Source organism: Roseateles sp. P5_D6, from assembly GCF_054049415.1.
Window position 1 is genome coordinate 85,908 of sequence record NZ_JBFUMK010000024.1, and the last position, 19,718, is coordinate 105,625.

Here is a 19,718-nt window from a genome sequence, read left to right on the forward strand (position 1 = left end):
GCGGGCCACGGCAAGCGCGCTGACCTCGACCCATTGAGTCGCTTTTATCCTCGCCTTCCCGTCGCTTCTTTAAGTATGCCGGCGGCCATCTGATGCAATTCGCCGTCGGCTTCGATGCATCGGCCGGCTCGGCGTCGCGCCTTGGGCCAAGCTGTCGAACGGAAAAGCGTGACAGTCCGATATGCGAACGATCTTCCTCCTCACATCTGATGATTCGCTCGGTTGGACCTGCGTGCGAACGTGCGACTGCTTGAGGGCGATCCAATGCCCCGCGCCTGTACACGGAGCCATGACCAAATCAATTCGCTGGTTCTTAGTCGTTGGTATTGCTGCCTTAGCGATCTTCGCTGCCAGGCAATTGACCCTCCCGTGGTTCCAGGCGCCCGGCTCCTTGACCATCTGCGTGGATGGCTCGAACCAGGTCTTGCAGTCGACGGATGCCAAGTTCGCTGACTGCATCGAGCGCAACGCGAAGTTGTTTCTGGAAAAGGACTACGCGGAGTCGAAGGACTTGGCAAAGAGTTTTTTGACAATTCTGGTCGCCATCCTCGTCGCATCAATCACGTTCTCTGAGAAGGTTGTCGATATCCACAGCGCGCGGCGGGTTCCCCTCGCCGGAATGCTTGTCTGCTGGTTCCTGCTTCTCGTGGCCATTGTCATGACCGGAAGCGGTCTAGCCAGCATGGCACTGGCCGCAGGCTATGCGGCGTACTACGCCGGCGCGAATTTCCGCCACCTTGAATCGCACGCCGTGCTGCTTTTCATCGGTGGATGTTTCTCCTTCGGAGTTGCGATGCTGGCGCTGATCGTTTCGGGCGCAGTCTCGCTACTCGACAAGCGTCAATCAGCCTTGGACTTGAAGAGCAGTGCCGATGCGCAGGACGCGGCGGTCAATGACCTCCTTGATCTCGATGCCGAAGGGGGTTGATTGGGCGCGCCGGCTTGATGACCACCACGCCCGCGTTGACGACCACGATGTCAGGCGCCCCGAACGCCTGCTGTGCTGCGTCGAACAGGCGCTGGATGGACGCTATATCGCCGAGCTCGGCCTGCAGGGCTATCGCTCGCCCACCGCGCCCGGCGATGCCGTCAGCGACCGACACGATCCTTCTCATGGAACTGTCCTCTGACCGAATGATTCAACGGCTTGCCTGCGCACCGTGCCCAGTTCGGCCGACACTCAGGTGTCGCTGCGCTGCGGCGCGTCTCTAGAAGGGGTCGAAGCCGTTGCACCCTGCATTTCCATGGGCGCCACGGCGCAGATTGACTGGATCGTCGCTGCGATCACGGCACACACGACGATCGCGACATGAAGATGGACCCACCGGCACGGCGACACGGGAACAAGACCGTTGCGCATAAGGATTCCTTCGTTGATGGCCAGGGGCATCGGCCCGGGAGTCGCTGCGGTTTCTGCCGCCACAACCTCACGACGATCCGAGACGGCAGAAATCGACAATCGGAAGTCCGAACCGCTCCGTACGCGGCGGTGGCCACGACAATCGCCCACACCGCACAACGCCATCTGAATCCATGACGTCCCGCGCCTTGGGCCTCGGCGGTCTGCTGCTGGCCATTCTGTCGACCATCGCGCAGGCGGCCGTGATCGAGGTTCATGCCGGCTCGGTCACCTACCTCGTCGACAGCGCCAACTTGCGCATCGAAGCCCGCGACGGCGATGCCGCACCGATCCCCCTGCTCAAGCCCCAGGTGCAAGCGCATGACAGCCCGGTCACCACAAGCCCGGGGGCCTGGGCCTGGACAACCGGCGAAGGCCAGCAGGTGCGCCTCAGTGTGCAAGGCCGGGCGCTCAAGGTGTCGGTCACCGGGCAGCACGGCACGCGCTGGCAGGTGTCCATGCCGGAAGTCTCGTCAGGAACGTGGATCGTGCCGGACGGGCAGGGCATGGCCTTCGGCGTCAACGATGCCTACTGGCGCTCTGTCTTCAATCGCCCGCAGTGCTTCGGCGGCACCACCCTGCTGTCCTTCCCGGCGTGGACCCACCTCACAGGCACGCGGGCCATCACCTACGCGCTGGACGACGGCTTTCAGTCCGAGCTTTGCCTGCAGAACTCGAACGGGCTGCAGGCCAGCCTGAAGCATGACTTCGCCGACGGTGCCAGCACGCTGGACCTGATGATCGAGCTCGGTGCACCCAACCCGCTCGCACCGGCGCTGTTCTACAGAGACTACCTGCGGCAGCAGGGTCGGTTGCGATCCTTTGCCGACAAGCAGGTGCCTGAACTGGACCGCCTGTTTGGCGCCCCGCATCTGTACGTCTGGGGCGATGGCCGCGATCTCGCTTTCCTGGACGACTTGAAGGCGCTGGGTATTGCCAGGCTCGTGATCAGCTACGACCAGGACCCGAAGACGCACAAGCACCTGGTCCGGCCGGCCTACCTGAAGAAGGCCCATGGCCTGGGCTACCTGGCGGGGCCCTACGACGCCTTCGACAATGGCCAACCCGACGACACGGCCGACATGCCCGCCGCGATCTGGGGGCCTGAGCTCTATCCGTCGGGCTGCCTGCGCGACAAGCAGGGCGCCGTCGTGCCGGGCTTCGCCAGCAGAGGCTGCCAGATGTCCAGCGAAGCCATCGCACGGCACCCGGCAGGCTTTGTCCCGGCGCAGCGCTACGAGGGGCACATCCGTGACGGCGCGAGCCAGGTCTTCATCGACGTGGACGGCTTCGGCAACTTCTACGACGACTTCAGCCCCGAGCACCGCATGACCAAGGCGCAGGACCGCCGCAACGTCCTGGCCCGCCTGAAACTGGGCATGCGCAAGTTCGGCCTGGTGCTGGGCTCGGAGAACGTGACCGCCTGGAGCGCCGACGTCACGCATTACTCGCACGGCACCGGGCAGGCCCACGTGGCGGCGTTCTGGCCCCTGCTCAGCGACAAGCGCTTCAGCGGCTATTGGCCACCGGAGCGCCCTCCGATCTATTTCGGCCGTTTCACGCCCACGGCTGACGAAGCACGCGCTCTGTTCGAACCCGCTGATCGCCTGCCCCTGTTCGATGCGGTCTACCACGACGCGTTGGTGACCGTGGATCGTTGGGAGCTCAGCCTGACCAAGGTGGTGGGCCAGGAAGCGCGCCGCTACGCGCGTTCGTTGCTGTATGGCGTGCCGACTCTGTGGAACCTTGACCGGCGCGACCTCGCCAGTGCCGCCGCCTGGCTGAAGGCGGCGCATGACGACTTCCAGGCCGTGCACGGCGTGTCGGCACCCATGGCGCTCACGGCCTTCGCGTGGCTCACGGACGACCACAGCGTGCAGCAGGTCAGCTACGCAGACGGCAGGGCCGTGACAGCCAACTTCGGCAGCCGGGCCTGGCAGGGCCTGCAGCCGAACTGCGTCAGACTCAGCGGGCGCTCGGTGCTGCCCAGGACTTTCTGCCCGCCCGCGACGGCACTGAATGAGACACCTTCCCGGGCGCAGACGCAGGCTCCGGTGCCGTAGGCCCACGAATCCCTAGCGAAATCAACAGCCTAGGCGCCTTTCTCGCATCTGAGGTCGTGGCTTTCGAGTCGACCGCCATCCCCCTTTGGAGGGATACGACGGGGGATGCCCGCCCGCCCATCCCCCCTCGGCACCCCCAAAGGGCGATACCCCCGCGGCCGGCGGGCTCCGAGACTGGCTCCATCGAAAACAGGAGCCGCCATGCAATCTCAATCCACCCCACTTGCCCCGGATGACGCGCTCTGGGCCAGCGCCTCGCTGCTGCGCATCACCATCAGCCAGTTGCGCGCATGGGAAGCCGAATACGCGCCGCACCTCGCCGCGCAGCCGACGACCGATGAAGAGGCCTGGGAAGGCACCGAACTGGACCCGCGGAGGACGGTGCTTTGACGATCAACAAACCTGTCGGCTTCGCCGCGCTGCTCGAGAAGATGCCGCGGCGTTTCGCGGCCCGGGCCAAGCGGGTCGAAGAGCGAGCCAGGCTCAGGCGTGAGGCTCAGGCCAAGCGCTTCGAGATGGAATTTCTGTGCGCCATCGAGGTGAAGGAAGGCGGCTGGAACGAGTGGCAAGACACCGTCGCCGAGTTCGCCGCCAGAGCAGGAGACGATCATGGGATTGCTTGATGCGAACCGCCATCTTGGCGCCGAGGCCGGCGTCAGCCATTGGGCCTTCGACAGCGCCGCCGGCAGGATCAGCGCCCGCGATGGCGACGGGAACCTGGTGATGGCCATCGCCACCGGCCCGCTCTTCGGCGCCCGATTGGCTGCCGCCTTCAATTCGCCCACGCCTGTCACGATGCCCTATGCCGGCGCCGGGTCTCGCGTTGGGGCAGAGGGGCGATGCGCGGTGGTCGGGGGATTCTGGGCGCCTGAACCGCGCCCCGGTCTTACTCAGGCGTAAACGTTCACGTTGCGCCCCAGCGTGCCTTCGGTCGCCAGTGCCGGCTGCTGCGGCAGCGCGCTGAGCAGGGCCATGGCGCCCGCCGCCTGAATGTCGATCGCCTTGCGCAGCACCAGGAGGCCGACCGCATCGGCTGCCCCTTGGGTATTGCTCGACGCGATGTTGACGCTGGCGGAGTTGGCGATGTCCATCTCGCATGTATCGGCAGGCCTGATCAGAACTTGAGTCGGAACGAGCAGCCTGGCACGACGGCGAGCTTGTATGGTGAAGAGCTGAGGCCCGGCATATCCGCGCTCGGTGCTAGCGTCGGCGCCGTTTGCTGATCAACACCGTCGGGAAGCTCACCGGCAGCGTGCGCGGGTAGTCGCGGCTGAAGTGCAGGCCGCGGCTCTCGTGGCGCATCAGGGCCGAGCGCACGATCAGCTCGGCGCATTCGACGAGGTTGCGCAGCTCTAGCAGGTCGCGTGTGACGCGGAAGCTCCCGTAGTAGTCATCAATCTCGCCGCGCAGCAGCTTGATGCGATGCAGCGCGCGCTCCAGGCGCTTGGTGGTACGCACGATGCCGACGTAGTTCCACATCAACAGGCGCAGTTCGTCCCAGTTGTGGGCGATGACGACCTGCTCGTCGGCGTTCTCGACCTGGCTCTCGTCCCAGGCTGGGATGGGGGCCCCGTCGGGGAGCGGGTGCGACAGGATGTCGGCCGCACAGGTCTGGCCCAGCACCACGCATTCCAGCAGCGAGTTGCTGGCCAGGCGGTTGGCGCCGTGCAGGCCGGTATAGCCGGTTTCGCCCACGGCATACAGGCCCGGCAGGTCGCAGCGGCCGAGCAGGTCGGTCACAGCACCGCCGCAGGTGAAGTGCACAGCCGGCACGACGGGAATAGGCTGCCTGGCGATGTCGATGCCGAGCTTGAGGCAGCGGGCATGGATGGTCGGGAAATGCTCGATGAGGAAGGCTTCTCCCAGGTGGGTGGCGTCCAGCCACACATGGTCCAGGCCGTGCTTTTTCATCTCGAAGTCGATGGCGCGGGCGACGATGTCGCGCGGCGCCAGCTCCATGCGCTCGTCGTGGGCGGCCATGAAGCGGGTGCCCCCGAGATGTTCAGGCAGCTTCAGGTAGGCCCCCTCGCCGCGCAAGGCCTCGGTGATGAGGAAGCTGCGCTCCTGCGGGTGATACAGGCAGGTCGGGTGGAACTGGATGAATTCCATGTTCGCGACCCGGCAGCCGGCGCGCCAGGCCATGGCGATGCCATCGCCGGTCGAGGTGTCGGGGTTGGTGGTGTAGCGGTAGACCTTGCCGGCGCCGCCGGTGGCCAGCACGACGGCGCGTGCCGGCAGCGTCTCCACGCGCTGGGTGTCGATGTCCAGCGCGTAAGTGCCGTAGACGCGCGGAGGTTCGTCGCGCTGCACATGCCGTGACGTGATCAGGTCCAGAGCCATCCAGCGCTCGCGCAGCGTGATGTTGGGGTGCTTGCGGGCCAACTCCAGCAGCTGGTCGTGGATGGCCTTGCCGGTGGCGTCGGCCGCGTGGGCGATGCGGCGCACGGCGTGCCCGCCCTCACGCGTCAGGTGCAGGCCCATCGGGCCGGTGTCGTCGGTCGTGAAGGGCACCCCCTGGTCTACCAGCCAACCCACGGCCGCAGCGCTGCGCTCGGCGATGAAGCGGGCGGCGGCTTCGTCGACGAGGCCTGCGCCAGCGTCCTGGGTGTCGCGCACATGGCTTTCGATGGAATCGTCGCTGCCCAGCACGCCGACGATGCCGCCCTGGGCCCACGCGGTGGCCGCCTCGGTCAGCTCGCGCTTGGCGAGGATGACGACGGGCACGCTGTCGGCGAGATGCAGGGCCACGGTGAGGCCGGCCAGGCCGGCGCCGATGATGACGACGGGGGCGTCGTCTGGGGGGGCAGCAGTCATGGCCGGGCATTGTCGTGCAGTGCCGGCACTCCCGCGCCATGGTGAGGATTGCCATCACACGCAGGCTGCCTACGCCACGCCCTCCCCTATGCTGCGCGCCGCTGTCAACGAAGCAGTGCAGGGAGCGATATGGAGATATTGAAGTGCTGGGCCGGCGTCGTTGCCGGCCTTTTGCTGTTCGTCAGCGCCGCGCGGGCGGCCCCACCGCCGGCCGAGGTGTTCTTTGGCGATCCGGACATCGGCGAAATCGCGCTGTCGCCCTCGGGCAAGCGGCTGGCCATCACGACCGCCAAAGGCGCCAAGCGCGTCGGCCTCGTCGTGCTGGAACTGGCCCCCGGTGGCAAGCTGACGCGAGCCGTGCAATTCGGCAAGGAGGATGTCACTCAGGTCCATTGGGTCAACGATGACCGGCTCGTCTTCAGCCTCACGGACCTGAGTGGCGAGAACTGGCGGCCGCCGGGCCTGTTCGCCGTGAACGCGGACGGCACCGGGCTGCGAAAGCTCATCGAGCGCGACAACCGCTTCGGGATCAACAAGGGGGAGCCTGACTACAGCTTGCTGGACTGGAGCCACAGCCTGCGCCTGGTGCCCGAGCCACGGCCCGGCGAACCCAATGAAGAAGTGCTGGTGACCTCCTACTCGCGCCGCACCCAGGCGCTGTTGTGGCTGAACACTCGCACGGGCATGACGCGCGATGTCGCCGTCCAGGCACCGGCCGACAACATCCAGCAGTGGCTGGTCGACGCCAGCGGCGCGCCCCGCGCAGCAGTGAGCTTCACGAACGACCGCCTGCAGGCCTACTGGCTCAAGCCGGGCAGCACGCAATGGGAGCAGCTCTACGACACGACGGTGCTGAAGCAGCCCTTCAGGCTCCACGACGTCGACAGCAAAGGCACGCTCTACGTCACGCACGTGCCCAAAGGAAGCCCGCAAGGCGTGTTGGCGCGCTACGACGTCCAAACGAAAGCGCCCGCTCAGGCCGCCATCGTGGCAACGCCTGGCTTCGATTTCGCCGGCCACCTGATCACCGAAGGCGGCACCGTGCTGGGCGTGCGGGCGCTGGTGGACAGCGAGGCGACGGTCTGGCTGGATGAACGCATGGCCAAGTTCCAGCAGCAGGCCGACAAGCGCCTGCCGGGCTTCATCAACCGCATCAGCTGCCTTCGCTGCGGCCAGCAGGACATGGTGGCCATCATCAAGTCCTACGGCGATCACGACCCCGGCAAGGTCTGGCTCTACCTGGGTAAACCGCCCGACGGAGAACCGCACTGGCGCTCCATCGGCCGGGTGCGCGAGGCAGTCGCCCCCGAGCAGATGGCGACGATGGATTTCAAGACCATCAAGGCCTGTGACGGACGCGAACTGCCGGTGTGGATCACGCGCGCCGACGATGCCAAGGGGCCGCGCCCGGCCGTTGTGCTGGTGCACGGCGGGCCCTGGGTGCGGGGCCATGTCTGGGAATGGGACAAATGGGGGCAGTTCCTGGCCTCGCGCGGCTACGTCGTCATCGAGCCGGAGTTCCGCGGCAGCGCCGGCTACGGCGAGGAGCATCTGCGCGCCGGCTTCAAGCAATGGGGCCAGGCCATGCAGGACGACGTGACCGACGCGTTGCGCTGGGCGCAGAAGGAAGGCTTGGCCAGCGAGAAGGCCTGCATCATCGGCGCCAGCTACGGCGGCTACAGCACGCTGATGGGCCTGGCCAGAGATCCCGACCTCTACCGCTGCGGCGTGGCATGGGTGGCCGTGACGGACCTGGAGCTGATGGTGCAGGGGTCGTGGTGGGTGAGCGATGACAGCAGCATCGCCCGCAAGCTGACCCTTCCCGAAATGGTCGGCGACCCCAAGCAGGATGCCGCCATGCTGGCCGCCAACTCACCGGTGAAGCTGGCCTCGCGCATCAAGGCGCCGGTGCTGCTGGCCTACGGCGAGGCAGACCTGCGCGTGCCCATCGTGCATGGCAAGCGCATGCGCGACGCCCTGAAGGCGGCCGGCAATCCGCCGGAATGGGTCAGCTACCCCGAAGAAGGCCATGGCTTCGGCAAGCCCGAGAACCGACTGGACTTCGCCCGCAGGGTGGAGACCTTTCTCGCCAAGCAATTGGACCAGCCATGAAGCAGCGCCTGCTCGCCCCACTGATCCTGCTGGCCACGCTCGCCACGGGGACCCCGGTCCTGGCCGCGCCGCCGCCAGTCGAGGCCTTCTTCAAGGACCCCACCATCGTCGAGGCCGTGCTGTCGCCGTCGGGCCGCAAGCTCGCCGTGAGGAGCACCTTCGGCGGGCCGCGCGTCGGCCTCGGCGTCTTCGACCTCAACCCTGGCGGCAAGCCGATGCGCACAGCGCAGTTCAATGATGGCGACATCTCGCAGGTCAACTGGATCAACGATGACCGGCTGGTCTTCAGCGTCACGGACCTGTCCGATGGCAGCGGCCGCCCCAATGGCGCGCCTGGCTTGTTTGCAATCAACCCCGACGGCAGCCAGATCCGACAGTTGGTGCGGCGCATGGGGCGGCCATTCTTCACTGACGGCAGCCGGCAGGATCGTCTGCTGGACTGGAACCACCGCCTGCTGGCCGTGCCACGGCCTCAACCGAACGAGGTCAACGAAGAGGTGCTGCTGGCCGAGTTCACGCCCGACGAGCGCCACCTGGAAACGCCGCTGTGGCTCAACACCCGCACCGGCCGCACGCGGCTGGCCGGCGTGAACGCCCCACCCGACACCGTGGGCTGGGTGACCGACAGCCGCGGCGAGCTGCGCGTCGCGCTGACGCGCCGCGACGGCCGGCGAGGCGCCCTGTGGCGCGGCCCGGGCCGCCAGGACTGGCAGCCTTTGTACGAAAGCGATCTGCTGAACGCGCCCTTCGGCATCAACGCCGTCGACGATGCCGGCCGGCTCTATGTGACGCACACCCAGCGCGGTAGCGAAACGGTGCTGAGCCTGTACGACTTCGAACGTCACGCGCCAGACCCCAAGCCTCTGGTCGTGACACCGGGTTTCGACTTCAACGGTCGTGTGCTCAATGACGCCGCGGGCACTGCCCTGGGCGTGCGTGTCACGACCGACGCCGAGACGACGGTCTGGCAGAACGCCGCCATGCAGGCGCTGCAAAAGGCGGCGGACGAGCGCATGCCGGGCCGCGTCAACAGCATCAGTTGCCGACGCTGCGGCCAGGCCGATGTCGTGGCGCTGGTGCGCTCCTACAGCGACCGCGAGCCCGGCCAGTTGTGGCTCTACCAGGCCCAGCCGCCCGCGGGCGAATCAGTCTGGCGCCCCGTGGGCCGCATGCGCAACGCAATCGAGCCGTCCGAGATGGCACAGATGGACCTGCACCGCATCAAGGCACGCGATGGCCGCGATTTGCCTGTCTGGGTCACGAAGAACGCCGAGGCCACAGGTGCGCTGCCGGCCGTCGTCCTCGTACACGGTGGGCCCTGGGTGCGCGGCAATGCCTGGGGTTGGCATGCCTATGCGCAATTCCTGGCCTCGCGAGGCTACGCCGTGATCGAGCCGGAGTTCCGCGGCAGCACCGGCTACGGCCGGGACCATTTCCGCGCCGGCTTCCGCCAGTTCGGCCAGGCCATGCAGGACGACGTGGCGGACGCGCTGCGCTGGGCGCAGGAACAGAAGATCGCCAGCGACAAGGCCTGCATCGCCGGCGCCAGCTACGGCGGCTACAGCACGCTGATGGGCCTGATCAAGGACCCCGAGCTCTACCGCTGCGGCGTGGCCTGGGTGGCCGTGACCGACCTGGATCTGTATGTGGCGGGGTCCTGGTGGGTCCGCGATGACATCCCCGAGTGGGGCCGCCAGTTCCAGCTGCGCGACATGGTGGGCGACCCCGAGAAGGACGCCGCCCTCATCGCCGCCCATTCACCCGTCAAGCAGGCGGCGCGCATCAAGGCGCCCGTGCTGCTGGCCTTCGGCGAAGCCGACCTGCGGGTGCCGCTGGCCCACGGTGAGCGCCTGCGCAAGGCCATGCGCGAGGCCGGCAACGAGCCGGCCTGGGTGACCTACCCCGGCGAAGGCCATGGCTTTGCGGTGCTCAAGAATCGCGTCGATTTCGCCGAGCGCATGGAGGCTTTCCTGGCCAAATACCTGGGCCCGACTAGCCCTTGAACCCGTTGTAATGCCGCCGCCACTCCGGCGGCTTCCACAGGTGGGCCAGGCGCATGCCCCAGGTCTTCTCCTGGGCCATGTCGTGGAACATCGCCCGCCACTCGTGCGCATTCAGCCAGAACAGGTTGTGTGTGTAAAAGGGGTGCTCCAGGCCGTAGTCGACCGCCGCCTCCTCGGGCACGAAAGTGCCAAAGAGGCGGTCGAAGACGATCAGCGTGCCGCCGAAGTTCTTGTCGATGTATTGCGGGTTGCGGCCGTGGTGGGCGCGGTGGTGGGACGGCGTGTTGAAGATGAACTCGAACCAGGCCGGCATCTTGCCGACCCAGCCGGTGTGCACGAAGAACTGGTAGCCCAGGTTGAGCGACAGCGCGAACAGCACCCAGCGAGGCTCGAAGCCCAGCCACACGGCCGGCAGGTAGAACAGCCAGTTGCCCGCAATCGGATAGAACCAGCTCTGGCGCAGCGCGGTGCCGAAGTTCATCTTCTCCGAGCCGTGATGCACGACATGGGCACACCAGAACCAGCGTATGCGGTGGCTGCCACGGTGGAACCAGTAATAAAGGAACTCGACGAGCAGGAACAGGCCGATGAAGCGCCAGACGGTCACGTCCACGGTGAAGAGGCGGTGGTCATGGACCCAGCCCATGGCCGGCAACACCAGCACGACGAGCAGCACCAGGTCGGCAACCAGGTAGCTGCCGCCGCTGTTCATGCTGTCAAAGGTGTCCCAGAGGTCGAAGACGCCGGTCCTGCGGAAGCGCCAGGCCTCCATCGCGATGAAGACGCCGAAGACGGGTGACAACATGACCAGCGTCAGGTCGCGCCAGTCGCCGTGGCGGTGGTAGAGGTCGAGCAGCCAGTCCATGCCGCCATGTTGATCCGAAAAGGCCGCCGCTTCTTGACGGCAAAACCCGCGTTTTTGACGGATCGCGCCAGCCCTGGGGAGATCACGCAGGAGACGGCGGTCGGCGCTGCTGCATCATCGACTGGCTATGGATGAGACCCGTGTCGCCGCCAGCTATGTTCAGCTGCTCTTCGAGCACATGGCGGCGCTCGGCCGTGCCGACCCTCTGGGCACACCGCCAGCGCCGACCGAAACCTTCGTCGCGCTGCGCCGCTGGCAGGCGCTGCTGGAACAGGCGCGCGACCTCGACCCCGGCCCCAAATCAACCTTCCCGCTGCGCCTGGCGCGCGGCATCGCGCCGCGCCACTTCGGCGTGGTCGGCTTCGTGGCGCTGGCCTGCGGCACGCTGGGCGAGGCGCTGCAGCGGCTGGAGCGCTATCACCGCTCGGTGTATGACGTGAACATCGCCCAGGTGCATCCGTGCACGGAGGGCATCTGCATTGAATGGGGCGTGGAGCGCGGCCGGCCGGGTGCGCTGGTCGACGAGACAGCCATTGCCGCGCTGGTGCAGCTGACGCGCGAGTTCACAGGCAAGCACTTGCGGGCGCTGGCCGTCGACTTCGTCAACCGCCGCCCGGCAGATGTGCGCCCCTACGAGGACTTCTTCGGCGGTCCGGTGCGCTTCGGGCAGCCCAGCACCCGCCTCGTGCTGTCACTGCGCGACCTCGCCCTGCCCTTGCGCGGCGCGGATTCAGCCCTGCTGGCTCTGCTCGACACCCAGGCCGAACGCCTGCTGCAGGAGGTGGCGGCCGTCAGCGAACCAGTTGGCGTCTGGCGCCAGGCCCTGGTCGGCCTGATCCGCAGCGGGCGCACCCAACTGCCCGACCTGGCCCTGAGCCTGCAGATGAGCCCGCGCAGCCTGCAGCGGCGCCTGGCCGAGCACGGCCAGAGCTTCCAGGCCCTGCTCTCGCAGACCCGCCAGCAGCTCGCCGAGGCCTATCTGCGCGACGCCAGCGTCGAGCTGGCCGAGGTCGCCCTGCTGCTCGGTTACTCCGAACAAAGCGCCTTCACGCGCGCCTTCCGGCAGTGGACAGGCCAGGCGCCGCTGCAGTGGCGCAGACAGCATTCACGATGAACCTGGCTCCCCAAACCGTCGTCACCCATGGCGCGCCGGCCATGGGCCGCTATGCCGGCCGCATATCGCGCATCGATTGGTCACCCATGCGTGAGCGCCGCTCCTGGCTCTGGCACAAGCTGCATCACAAGCGCTGGCATTACGTTGGCCTGGGCAATGAGCAGCTCTTCATCGGCGTCGCCATCGTCCACCTCGGCTGGACCTGCACGGCTTTCGCCTACCTCTTCGACCGTCGCCGCCGCACCTTGCTGGCCAACTGGCGCCAGGACGGCCTGCCGGGATTGCAGGCCGGTGTATCCGACGCGCCGCTCGCCGGCGCCCGCACCTGGTTCCGCGGCCCAGGCGCGCGTCTGACGCTCTGCCACGAGCCGGACGACAGCCTGCGCCTCACGGTCGCCACGCGCGCGCTGCGCATCCAGGCCCGCCTGGACCTCGGCCGCATGGCGCCGCCGCTGCTGGCCATCGGCCCGGTCGACGGCGGCATCGTCCATGCGACGCAAAAGACCACAGCCCTGCCCGTGCAAGGCTGGGCCGAGGCCGAGGGCCATCATTTCGGCCTGGATGGCGCCTGGGCGGCGGTCGACGCGTCCAATGGCCTGCTCGCCCGCGACACCGCCTGGCGCTGGGCCAGCGCCCACCGCGCCGACGCCGGCTTCAATCTGCAGCAGGGCTATTTCGGCGGGCAGGAGAACGTGCTGTGGCTGGACGGCATGCCGATCGCGCTGGCCGGCGCCCATTTCGACTTCGACCCCACCCAGCCGTTGCGGCCGTGGCGGGTGCACACCGACGACGGCCTGCTCGACCTGGTCTTCACGCCTGAAGGCGCACGTGCCGAGGACCGTGACCTCCTTGTCGCCGCCAGCCACTACGTTCAGCCCATCGGCTGCTTCGCCGGCACGGTGCGGGCCGGTGCCGGCGCACCGGCGCGCCGCATCGACGGCCTGCTGGGCGTGACCGAGGACCACCGCTCCCGCTGGTGATACGTCACGCTCGGGCTCGGCAGGTCGGTTCAAAGACCGGGGCGGGTCGATACAGTCATGGCGCATCTCCAGTCGCCCCCCACGTGCCCCACGCCACCACACCCACACGCAACCTCGCGGCCGGCATTGCGCTGACCGTGGCACTGGTGCTGGCGCAGGCCTGGCTGCCCGAGCGCAGCATCGACCTCGCGGCCCCCGGTGCGGTGAGCAACCTGTTCCTGATCACCGCGGGCGACGCACCGGGCGAGCCCCCCGTGCAGTGGGTCGATTTCGAACGCCGCCGCTGGGTTTGCCGCTATCCCGCGAACAGCCCTTCGCAATCGTGTGGCATCACCCTCGTGCTGAGCGGCGATGACCCGGCCCGCGGCAGGAACCTGAGCGGATTCGACAACCTGGAGATGGACCTGGCCTACCAGGGCAGTGCCGCTCATCTGCGCGTGGCCCTGCGCAATTTCGACCCGCGCTTCTCCAAGCTGACCGACGGCAACAGCTCCCGCATGCAGTCGATCAACCTGAGGGGGCGCGATGTCACCGGGCCGGTCACCCTTGAACTTTCCGAGCTGACCGTGCCCGAGTGGTGGATCACGCAGTTCGACCTGCCGCGCGAGTTCAACCGGCCCAGTGTCGAGAACGTGACGTCCCTGTCCATCGACGTGGCGGACGGCCTCGCCGGCCAGAACCACGAGCTGGAGCTACGCCATCTCACGCTCAAGGGGCCGTGGATCGCCCGCGACACCCTCTACCTCGGCCTGCTCTGCGCCTGGCTGCTAGCGGCCGGCACCGTGGTGGGCCGGCACTGGCGCGCGCTGCGGCGCAGTCATCTGCGCCAGCAGCGCGAGATCGACGCGTTGACGGCACGCACCCGCCTGCTGCGCGTCGAGCAGGACAAGCTGCGCCGCCTGGCCACCATCGACGAGTTGACCGGGGTGCTCAACCGGCGCGGTCTGGAGTCTGCGCTGGAGGACTTCGAGGCCGAATCGGCCGGCGTGGCGCTCGTGCTGCTCGACATCGACCACTTCAAGCACATCAACGACCGCTGGGGCCACCCCGTCGGCGACGAGGTGCTGCGCCGCATGGCCGCCATCGTGTCGGCCAATCTGCGCACCAGTGACGTCATCGGTCGCTGGGGCGGCGAGGAGTTCCTCGTCGCCTGCCAGGGCCGCCATGCCGACGACGCGGTGCGGCTGGCGGAGAAGCTGCGCGATGCCGTGCAACGCGGCAACTTCGACGCCAAGGGTCGTTTCGGCATCACGGCGAGTTTCGGCGTTGCGCTGGCACCGCCCGGAGCGTCGACCCACCGCGCCTTCAAGCGGGCCGACGCGGCCCTTTACCGCGCCAAGGCCGCCGGTCGCAACCGCGTCGAACTCGACACCACGCACGACGCCGTCACCACGCTCTGAGCGTGGCGGGCGCCGCGCACGCCGCTCAGTGCACGACGCGCCCGAACGAGAACTCGCCGCCCTCGACCTGCACCGGGATGACATCCTTCGGGCCGAAGCGCCCCTGGAGGATGAGCTTGGACAGCGGATTCTCGACGCGCTGCTGGATGGCGCGCTTCAGCGGCCGGGCGCCGAAGACGGGGTCGAAGCCGACCTTGGCCAGTTCGTTCAGCGCCGCCTCGCTGATGTCCAGCTTCATCTCCATCTTTTCCAGGCGCGCCTCGAGCAGCCGCAGTTGGATGCGGGCGATGGACTTGATGTGGTCGGCGCCCAGCGCGTGGAAGATGACCGTCTCGTCGATGCGGTTCAGGAACTCGGGCCGGAAGTGGGCCTTGACCTCGCCCCACACGGCCTCGCGGATGACCTCGTCCTTCTCACCCGACAACGCCATGATGTGCTGGGAGCCGAGGTTGGATGTCATCACGATGACGGTGTTCTTGAAGTCCACCGTGCGGCCCTGGCCGTCGGTCAGGCGGCCATCGTCCAGCACTTGCAAGAGCACATTGAACACGTCCGGGTGGGCCTTCTCGACCTCGTCAAGCAGCAGCACCGAATAGGGCTTGCGGCGCACGGCCTCGGTCAACGTGCCGCCTTCCTCGTAGCCGACATAGCCGGGGGGCGCCCCAATGAGGCGGCTCACCGAATGCTTCTCCATGAATTCGCTCATGTCGATGCGCACCATGTGGTCGTCGCTGTCGAACAGGAAGCCGGCCAGGGCCTTGCACAGCTCGGTCTTGCCAACGCCGGTAGGACCGAGAAAGAGGAAGGAGCCCAGCGGCCGGTTCGGATCGCTCAGGCCGGCACGTGAACGGCGAATGGCGTCGGACACGGCCTGGATGGCCTCGTCCTGGCCGATGACGCGATCGTGCAGCTTGGCTTCCATCTGCAGCAGCTTCTCGCGCTCGCCCTGCATCAGCTTGGAGACCGGAATGCCGGTAGAGCGCGCCACGACCTCGGCGATCTCCTCGGCACCCACCAGCGTGCGCAGCAGTTGCGGCCTGTTGGTGCCGGCCTTGCCGGCCTCCTTGGCCTGGGCCTCCTTGAGCTGCTTCTCCAGCTCGGGGAGCTTGCCGTACTGCAACTCGGCAACCTTGTTGAAGTCGCCCTTGCGCTTCCATTCCTCGATGTGCTGGCGGGCGCGATCGATCTCTTCCTTGACGTGGGCCGAGCCCTGGGCCTGGGCCTTCTCTGCCGTCCAGATCTCTTCCAGGTCGTTGTACTCGCGCTGCAGCTTCAGCAGCTCGTCCTCGATGAGGCCGAGGCGCTTGATGGAGCCCTCGTCCTTCTCCTTCTTGACCGCCTCGCGCTCGATCTTGAGCTGGATCATGCGGCGGTCCAGCCGGTCCATCGGCTCGGGCTTGGAGTCGATCTCGATCTTGATCTTGGCCGCGGCCTCGTCGATGAGGTCGATGGCCTTGTCGGGCAGGAAGCGGTCGGTGATGTAGCGGTGGCTCAGCTCGGCCGCGGCAATGATGGCCGGGTCGGTGATCTCCACGCCATGGTGGACCTCGTACTTTTCCTGCAGCCCGCGCAGGATGGCGATGGTGGCTTCCACCGTCGGCTCGTCGACCAGCACCTTCTGGAAACGGCGCTCCAGGGCTGCATCCTTCTCGACGTATTTGCGGTATTCGTCCAGCGTCGTCGCGCCGATGCAGTGCAACTCGCCGCGCGCAAGAGCGGGCTTGAGCATGTTGCCGGCGTCGATGGAGCCCTCGGACTTGCCGGCGCCCACCATGGTGTGGATCTCGTCGATGAAGAGGATGGTCTGGCCGGCGTCCTGGCTGACTTCCTTCAGCACACCTTTCAAGCGCTCCTCGAAGTCGCCGCGGTATTTGGCGCCGGCCAGCAGCAGGGCCATGTCCAGCACCAGCACGCGCTTGCCCTTCAGCGAATCGGGCACCTCGCCGTTGATGATGCGCTGGGCCAGGCCCTCGACGATGGCCGTCTTGCCCACGCCCGGCTCGCCGATCAGCACGGGGTTGTTCTTGCTGCGGCGCTGCAGCACCTGGATCGTGCGGCGGATTTCCTCGTCGCGGCCGATGACGGGGTCCAGCTTACCCATGCGGGCGCGTTCTGTCAGGTCCAGCGTGTATTTCTTCAGCGCCTCGCGCTGGCCCTCGGCCTCGGCCGACTCGACCTTCTGGCCGCCGCGAACCGCCTCGATGGCCGACTCCAGCGATCGGCGGGTGAGACCATGGCCGCGCACGACGCCGGCCAGGTCGGTCTTGGCCTCGGTCAGCGCCAGCAGGAACATCTCGCTGGCAATGAACTGGTCACCGCGCTTGGTGGCTTCTTTCTCGGCCGCCTGCAGCAGGGAAACGAGATCGCGCCCGGCCTGCACGGTCTGGCCCGAGCCGCTGACCTGGGGCAGGCCAGCCATCAAGCCGTCCAGCGCCGTACGCAGGCCGCCAGCGTTGACGCCGGCGCGCTCCATCAGGGCGCGCGGGCCTTCATCCTGGGCCAGCATGGCCGCCAGCACGTGGACGGGCTCGATATAGGGGTTGTCGCGGGCCAGGGCCAGGCTCTGGGCCTCACCCAGGGCCTCCTGGAAGCGGGTGGTGAACTTGTCGGCACGCATGGTGGGAATCCTCCGGTTGCGAAGCCAAGTGGGCACAAGCCCTGCATTTTCAAGTCACAGTCTGGCGCCAGCGAGTGAAAGGCGGCTGTCGGACAGCGCCTCTTTGTCCTGGATCAAACGACAGCGCGCATCAGGGCGAAACCCGCCGCCGCCGCGGCCAGCGCGCCCGTCACATGGGCCAGCGTGTGCGCCAGTGCCAGCAGCAATTCACCGCGCTGCAACATGGCCAGTGACTCGCCCGAGAAGGACGAGAACGTCGTCAGCCCGCCAAGAAAGCCCGTCACCAGCAGCAACTTCAGCACTTCGTTGGGCTGCCGCCCGAACCACTCCAGCGCCATGCCGATCAGCAACCCGCCGACGAGGTTGACCAGCAGCGTACCGAGCGGGAAGCCCGTCCAGCGCGTGTTCAGCCACAGGCCGATCTGCCAGCGCGTCAGCCCCCCCATGGCCGCGCCGAAGGCCACCGCCAGCGTGTTCAAGAAGCATTCCCCGCCGCGATGCCCCAGCGCGCCAGCGCCTCGTCGTCCGCCACCCGGGCATCCACCCAGTGCGCGCCGTCCGGCGTGTGTTCCTTCTTCCAGAACGGCGCCTGGGTCTTCAAATAGTCCATCAGGAATTCGCAGGCCTGGAAGGCCTGCCCTCGGTGGGCGCTGGTGACGAGCACCAGCACGATCTGGTCGCGGGCCTGCAGGGTGCCGACGCGGTGGATGACCTTGGCGGCACGGATGTCGAAGCGGGCCATGGCCGCGTCGACCATGGCTTCGATGGCCGCCTCCGTCATGCCCGGGTAGTGTTCCAGCTCCATCGCCGACACTGCCGCGCCGCTGCTGTGCTCGCGCACGGTGCCGACGAAGGCGACGACGGCACCGACGCCGCCATCCCCCATCCGCAGGGCGGAGGTTTCGGCGCCGACGTCAAAGTCCCCGGACTGGATGCAAACTCTGGGCATGACAGAGATTCTCACCCTGGCGCGCGGTGAGATTCACATGTTTGGCCGTTGAAGTCTGAGCCCGCCGCCGGATACTTGCCCCTCATTTCTTCTCACGCAGCCAGGAATCGACATGGCCCTGATGGATTTCATCAAGAAACAGTTCATAGACGTCATCCAGTGGACGGAGGACGGCGATGGCGTGCTGGCCTGGCGCTTCCCGATGTCCGGCATGGAAATCCAGAACGGCGGCCAGCTCGTCGTGCGGGAATCCCAGGTCGCGGTCTTCGTCAACGAGGGTCAAGTGGCCGACGTCTTTGGCCCCGGCACCCACAAGCTGACGACCCAGACCCTGCCGGTGCTGACCTACCTCAAAAACTGGGACAAGCTCTTCGAGTCGCCCTTCAAGAGCGACGTCTACTTCTTCAGCACGCGCCAGCAGATCGACCAGCGCTGGGGCACCAGCCAGCCGGTCGCCATCCGCGACAAGGACTTCGGCGCCGTGCGCCTGCGYGCSTTCGGCAACTATGSCTACCGCATCCTGGACCCSAAGGTCTTCCACAGCCAGATCTCCGGCACGCGCGAGCGCTACACGGTGCAGGACCTSGACGGCCAGCTGCGTGGCCTGATGCTGCAGCACATCAGCGACGCCGTCGCCAGCAGCGGCACGCCCTTCCTGGACCTGGCCGCCAACCAGGTCGAGTTCGCTGCCGCGCTGAAGAACGCAACTRCCGAGTCCTTCTCGGCCATCGGTCTGGAGCTGATCTCGGTGACGATGCAGAACGTGTCCCTGCCCGAGGAGCTGCAGAAGATCCTCGACCAGCGCATCGGCATGGGCATCATTGGCCAGAACATGGGCCAGTTCATGCAGTACCAGGCCGCGCAAGCCCTGCCCGAGATGGCCAAGGGCGGTGGCGACGGCGGTGGCATCGCCGGCCAGGCCGTGGGCCTGGGCGCCGGCGTGGCCCTGGGCCAGACGCTGGCGCAGACGCTGGGCCAGGGCCTGGCCGGCGTCGGCACCGCAGCGCCCGCACCGGCGGCCAGCAAGCCCGAAGACATCGTCTCGCTGCTGGAAAAGCTCGGCGACCTCAAGGCCAAGGGCATCCTGACCGACGAGGAATTCGCCGCCAAGAAGGCCGATCTGCTGAAGAAACTTGGCTAGGGCCTGTGAACACTACGGCAGCAGACCGAGTTGTGGCCAGAAAGCCCGCGAGCAAGGCGCGAAACGAGGCTTGGGTAGGCCCCAAGCGAGGCTTCGCAACGCCGCGCGCGGGTTTTCTGGCCGCAACCCGCAGGGAAGGCCATCCGCCCGGGGCCACTCCGCGTTGCACCGCTTGCCCGCACATCAGTGCGGGCGGCGCGGTACGCCTTGATTGGCCCCGGGCGGATGGCCTTCGCGGCCTACTTCCGTAGTGTCCACAGG

At 67.3% G+C, this 19,718-nt stretch carries 18 protein-coding genes; 12 read left to right on the forward strand and 6 right to left on the reverse strand.

Annotated features, from left to right (window positions below; genetic code table 11):
- Positions 1-289: 289 nt before the first annotated feature.
- From ACXJKM_RS25530 to ACXJKM_RS25555, 6 genes are all read left to right on the forward strand, one after another.
- Positions 290-928: a hypothetical protein gene (locus tag ACXJKM_RS25530; protein ID WP_457356011.1), complete on the forward strand. Its 639-nt coding sequence runs from the start codon at positions 290-292 to the stop codon at positions 926-928.
- Positions 894-1,130, forward strand: a complete 237-nt coding sequence (locus ACXJKM_RS25535; protein WP_457356012.1) for a hypothetical protein — start codon at positions 894-896, stop codon at positions 1,128-1,130. Before ACXJKM_RS25530 ends, ACXJKM_RS25535 begins: the two co-directional genes overlap by 35 nt.
- Positions 1,131-1,533: 403 nt before the next feature.
- Positions 1,534-3,462, forward strand: coding sequence for a glycoside hydrolase (locus ACXJKM_RS25540; protein ID WP_457356013.1), 1,929 nt, complete (start codon positions 1,534-1,536; stop codon positions 3,460-3,462).
- A 201-nt stretch (positions 3,463-3,663) separates the two neighbouring features.
- Positions 3,664-3,852, forward strand: a complete 189-nt coding sequence (locus ACXJKM_RS25545; protein WP_457325013.1) for a hypothetical protein — start codon at positions 3,664-3,666, stop codon at positions 3,850-3,852.
- Positions 3,849-4,085, forward strand: coding sequence for a hypothetical protein (locus ACXJKM_RS25550; RefSeq protein ID WP_056195655.1), 237 nt, complete (start codon positions 3,849-3,851; stop codon positions 4,083-4,085). Before ACXJKM_RS25545 ends, ACXJKM_RS25550 begins: the two co-directional genes overlap by 4 nt.
- On the forward strand, positions 4,072-4,362 hold the full coding sequence (locus ACXJKM_RS25555) for a hypothetical protein (protein WP_157281397.1): 291 nt from the start codon (positions 4,072-4,074) through the stop codon (positions 4,360-4,362). Before ACXJKM_RS25550 ends, ACXJKM_RS25555 begins: the two co-directional genes overlap by 14 nt.
- On the opposite strand, the gene ACXJKM_RS25560 is transcribed toward ACXJKM_RS25555, so the two are convergent.
- Positions 4,353-4,553 (reverse strand): putative motility protein, encoded by a 201-nt coding sequence (locus ACXJKM_RS25560; protein WP_056195652.1) that lies wholly within the window; start codon positions 4,551-4,553, stop codon positions 4,353-4,355. The two genes, ACXJKM_RS25555 and ACXJKM_RS25560, sit on opposite strands and share 10 nt — an antisense overlap.
- Before the next feature lie 109 nt (positions 4,554-4,662).
- A complete protein-coding gene (gene nadB / locus ACXJKM_RS25565; protein ID WP_457356014.1) occupies positions 4,663-6,276 on the reverse strand; it encodes an L-aspartate oxidase in 1,614 nt (537 codons plus the stop codon).
- A 129-nt stretch (positions 6,277-6,405) separates the two neighbouring features.
- On the opposite strand from nadB, the gene ACXJKM_RS25570 reads away from it, so the two are divergent.
- Both ACXJKM_RS25570 and ACXJKM_RS25575 read left to right on the forward strand, forming a co-directional pair.
- The gene (locus ACXJKM_RS25570; RefSeq protein WP_457356015.1) at positions 6,406-8,388 is read left to right on the forward strand and encodes an alpha/beta hydrolase family protein; all 1,983 of its coding nucleotides are present in this window, start codon (positions 6,406-6,408) and stop codon (positions 8,386-8,388) included.
- Complete coding sequence (locus ACXJKM_RS25575) at positions 8,385-10,391, forward strand: alpha/beta fold hydrolase (RefSeq protein WP_457356016.1); 2,007 nt, start codon at positions 8,385-8,387, stop codon at positions 10,389-10,391. Before ACXJKM_RS25570 ends, ACXJKM_RS25575 begins: the two co-directional genes overlap by 4 nt.
- On the opposite strand, the gene ACXJKM_RS25580 is transcribed toward ACXJKM_RS25575, so the two are convergent.
- Positions 10,381-11,256, reverse strand: a complete 876-nt coding sequence (locus ACXJKM_RS25580) for a sterol desaturase family protein (RefSeq protein WP_457356017.1) — start codon at positions 11,254-11,256, stop codon at positions 10,381-10,383. The genes ACXJKM_RS25575 and ACXJKM_RS25580 overlap by 11 nt on opposite strands.
- Positions 11,257-11,383: 127 nt before the next feature.
- Here ACXJKM_RS25580 and ACXJKM_RS25585 point away from each other — a divergent pair, with 127 nt between their 5' ends.
- From ACXJKM_RS25585 to ACXJKM_RS25595, 3 genes are all read left to right on the forward strand, one after another.
- A complete protein-coding gene (locus ACXJKM_RS25585) occupies positions 11,384-12,370 on the forward strand; it encodes an AraC family transcriptional regulator ligand-binding domain-containing protein (RefSeq protein WP_457356018.1) in 987 nt (328 codons plus the stop codon).
- Positions 12,367-13,350 carry a DUF2804 domain-containing protein gene (locus tag ACXJKM_RS25590; RefSeq protein WP_457324327.1) on the forward strand — a complete coding sequence of 328 codons (984 nt, stop codon included), beginning with the start codon at positions 12,367-12,369 and terminating at the stop codon, positions 13,348-13,350. The genes ACXJKM_RS25585 and ACXJKM_RS25590 overlap by 4 nt, the downstream gene beginning before the upstream one ends.
- Before the next feature lie 83 nt (positions 13,351-13,433).
- The gene (locus ACXJKM_RS25595) at positions 13,434-14,750 is read left to right on the forward strand and encodes a GGDEF domain-containing protein (RefSeq protein ID WP_457356019.1); all 1,317 of its coding nucleotides are present in this window, start codon (positions 13,434-13,436) and stop codon (positions 14,748-14,750) included.
- Positions 14,751-14,775: 25 nt separating this feature from the next.
- Here ACXJKM_RS25595 and clpB read toward each other — a convergent pair whose 3' ends face one another.
- The 3 genes from clpB to ACXJKM_RS25610 form a co-directional block, all read right to left on the reverse strand.
- Positions 14,776-17,367, reverse strand: coding sequence for an ATP-dependent chaperone ClpB (gene clpB / locus ACXJKM_RS25600; RefSeq protein WP_056195633.1), 2,592 nt, complete (start codon positions 17,365-17,367; stop codon positions 14,776-14,778).
- 113 nt (positions 17,368-17,480) lie between these two features.
- Entirely contained in the window at positions 17,481-17,846 is a 366-nt protein-coding gene (gene crcB / locus ACXJKM_RS25605; protein ID WP_457356020.1) for a fluoride efflux transporter CrcB, read from the reverse strand.
- The gene (locus tag ACXJKM_RS25610) at positions 17,843-18,316 is read right to left on the reverse strand and encodes a molybdenum cofactor biosynthesis protein MoaE (RefSeq protein ID WP_457324840.1); all 474 of its coding nucleotides are present in this window, start codon (positions 18,314-18,316) and stop codon (positions 17,843-17,845) included. The genes crcB and ACXJKM_RS25610 overlap by 4 nt, the downstream gene beginning before the upstream one ends.
- Before the next feature lie 112 nt (positions 18,317-18,428).
- On the opposite strand from ACXJKM_RS25610, the gene ACXJKM_RS25615 reads away from it, so the two are divergent.
- Entirely contained in the window at positions 18,429-19,457 is a 1,029-nt protein-coding gene (locus tag ACXJKM_RS25615; RefSeq protein ID WP_457356021.1) for an SPFH domain-containing protein, read from the forward strand.
- The last annotated feature ends 261 nt before the right edge of the window (positions 19,458-19,718 follow it).

Excerpts from the sequence above, each read along its gene's own strand:
- ACXJKM_RS25530 (WP_457356011.1), top strand. The coding sequence starts at position 290 with ATGACCAAATCAATTCGCTGGTTCTTAGTCGTTGGTATTGCTGCCTTA.
- ACXJKM_RS25535 (WP_457356012.1), top strand. The coding sequence starts at position 894 with ATGACCTCCTTGATCTCGATGCCGAAGGGGGTTGATTGGGCGCGCCGG.
- ACXJKM_RS25540 (WP_457356013.1), top strand. The coding sequence starts at position 1,534 with ATGACGTCCCGCGCCTTGGGCCTCGGCGGTCTGCTGCTGGCCATTCTG.
- ACXJKM_RS25545 (WP_457325013.1), top strand. The coding sequence starts at position 3,664 with ATGCAATCTCAATCCACCCCACTTGCCCCGGATGACGCGCTCTGGGCC.
- ACXJKM_RS25555 (WP_157281397.1), top strand. The coding sequence starts at position 4,072 with ATGGGATTGCTTGATGCGAACCGCCATCTTGGCGCCGAGGCCGGCGTC.
- ACXJKM_RS25560 (WP_056195652.1), bottom strand. The coding sequence starts at position 4,553 with ATGGACATCGCCAACTCCGCCAGCGTCAACATCGCGTCGAGCAATACC.
- nadB (WP_457356014.1), bottom strand. The coding sequence starts at position 6,276 with ATGACTGCTGCCCCCCCAGACGACGCCCCCGTCGTCATCATCGGCGCC.
- ACXJKM_RS25570 (WP_457356015.1), top strand. The coding sequence starts at position 6,406 with ATGGAGATATTGAAGTGCTGGGCCGGCGTCGTTGCCGGCCTTTTGCTG.
- ACXJKM_RS25575 (WP_457356016.1), top strand. The coding sequence starts at position 8,385 with ATGAAGCAGCGCCTGCTCGCCCCACTGATCCTGCTGGCCACGCTCGCC.
- ACXJKM_RS25580 (WP_457356017.1), bottom strand. The coding sequence starts at position 11,256 with ATGGACTGGCTGCTCGACCTCTACCACCGCCACGGCGACTGGCGCGAC.
- ACXJKM_RS25585 (WP_457356018.1), top strand. The coding sequence starts at position 11,384 with ATGGATGAGACCCGTGTCGCCGCCAGCTATGTTCAGCTGCTCTTCGAG.
- ACXJKM_RS25590 (WP_457324327.1), top strand. The coding sequence starts at position 12,367 with ATGAACCTGGCTCCCCAAACCGTCGTCACCCATGGCGCGCCGGCCATG.
- clpB (WP_056195633.1), bottom strand. The coding sequence starts at position 17,367 with ATGCGTGCCGACAAGTTCACCACCCGCTTCCAGGAGGCCCTGGGTGAG.
- ACXJKM_RS25610 (WP_457324840.1), bottom strand. The coding sequence starts at position 18,316 with ATGCCCAGAGTTTGCATCCAGTCCGGGGACTTTGACGTCGGCGCCGAA.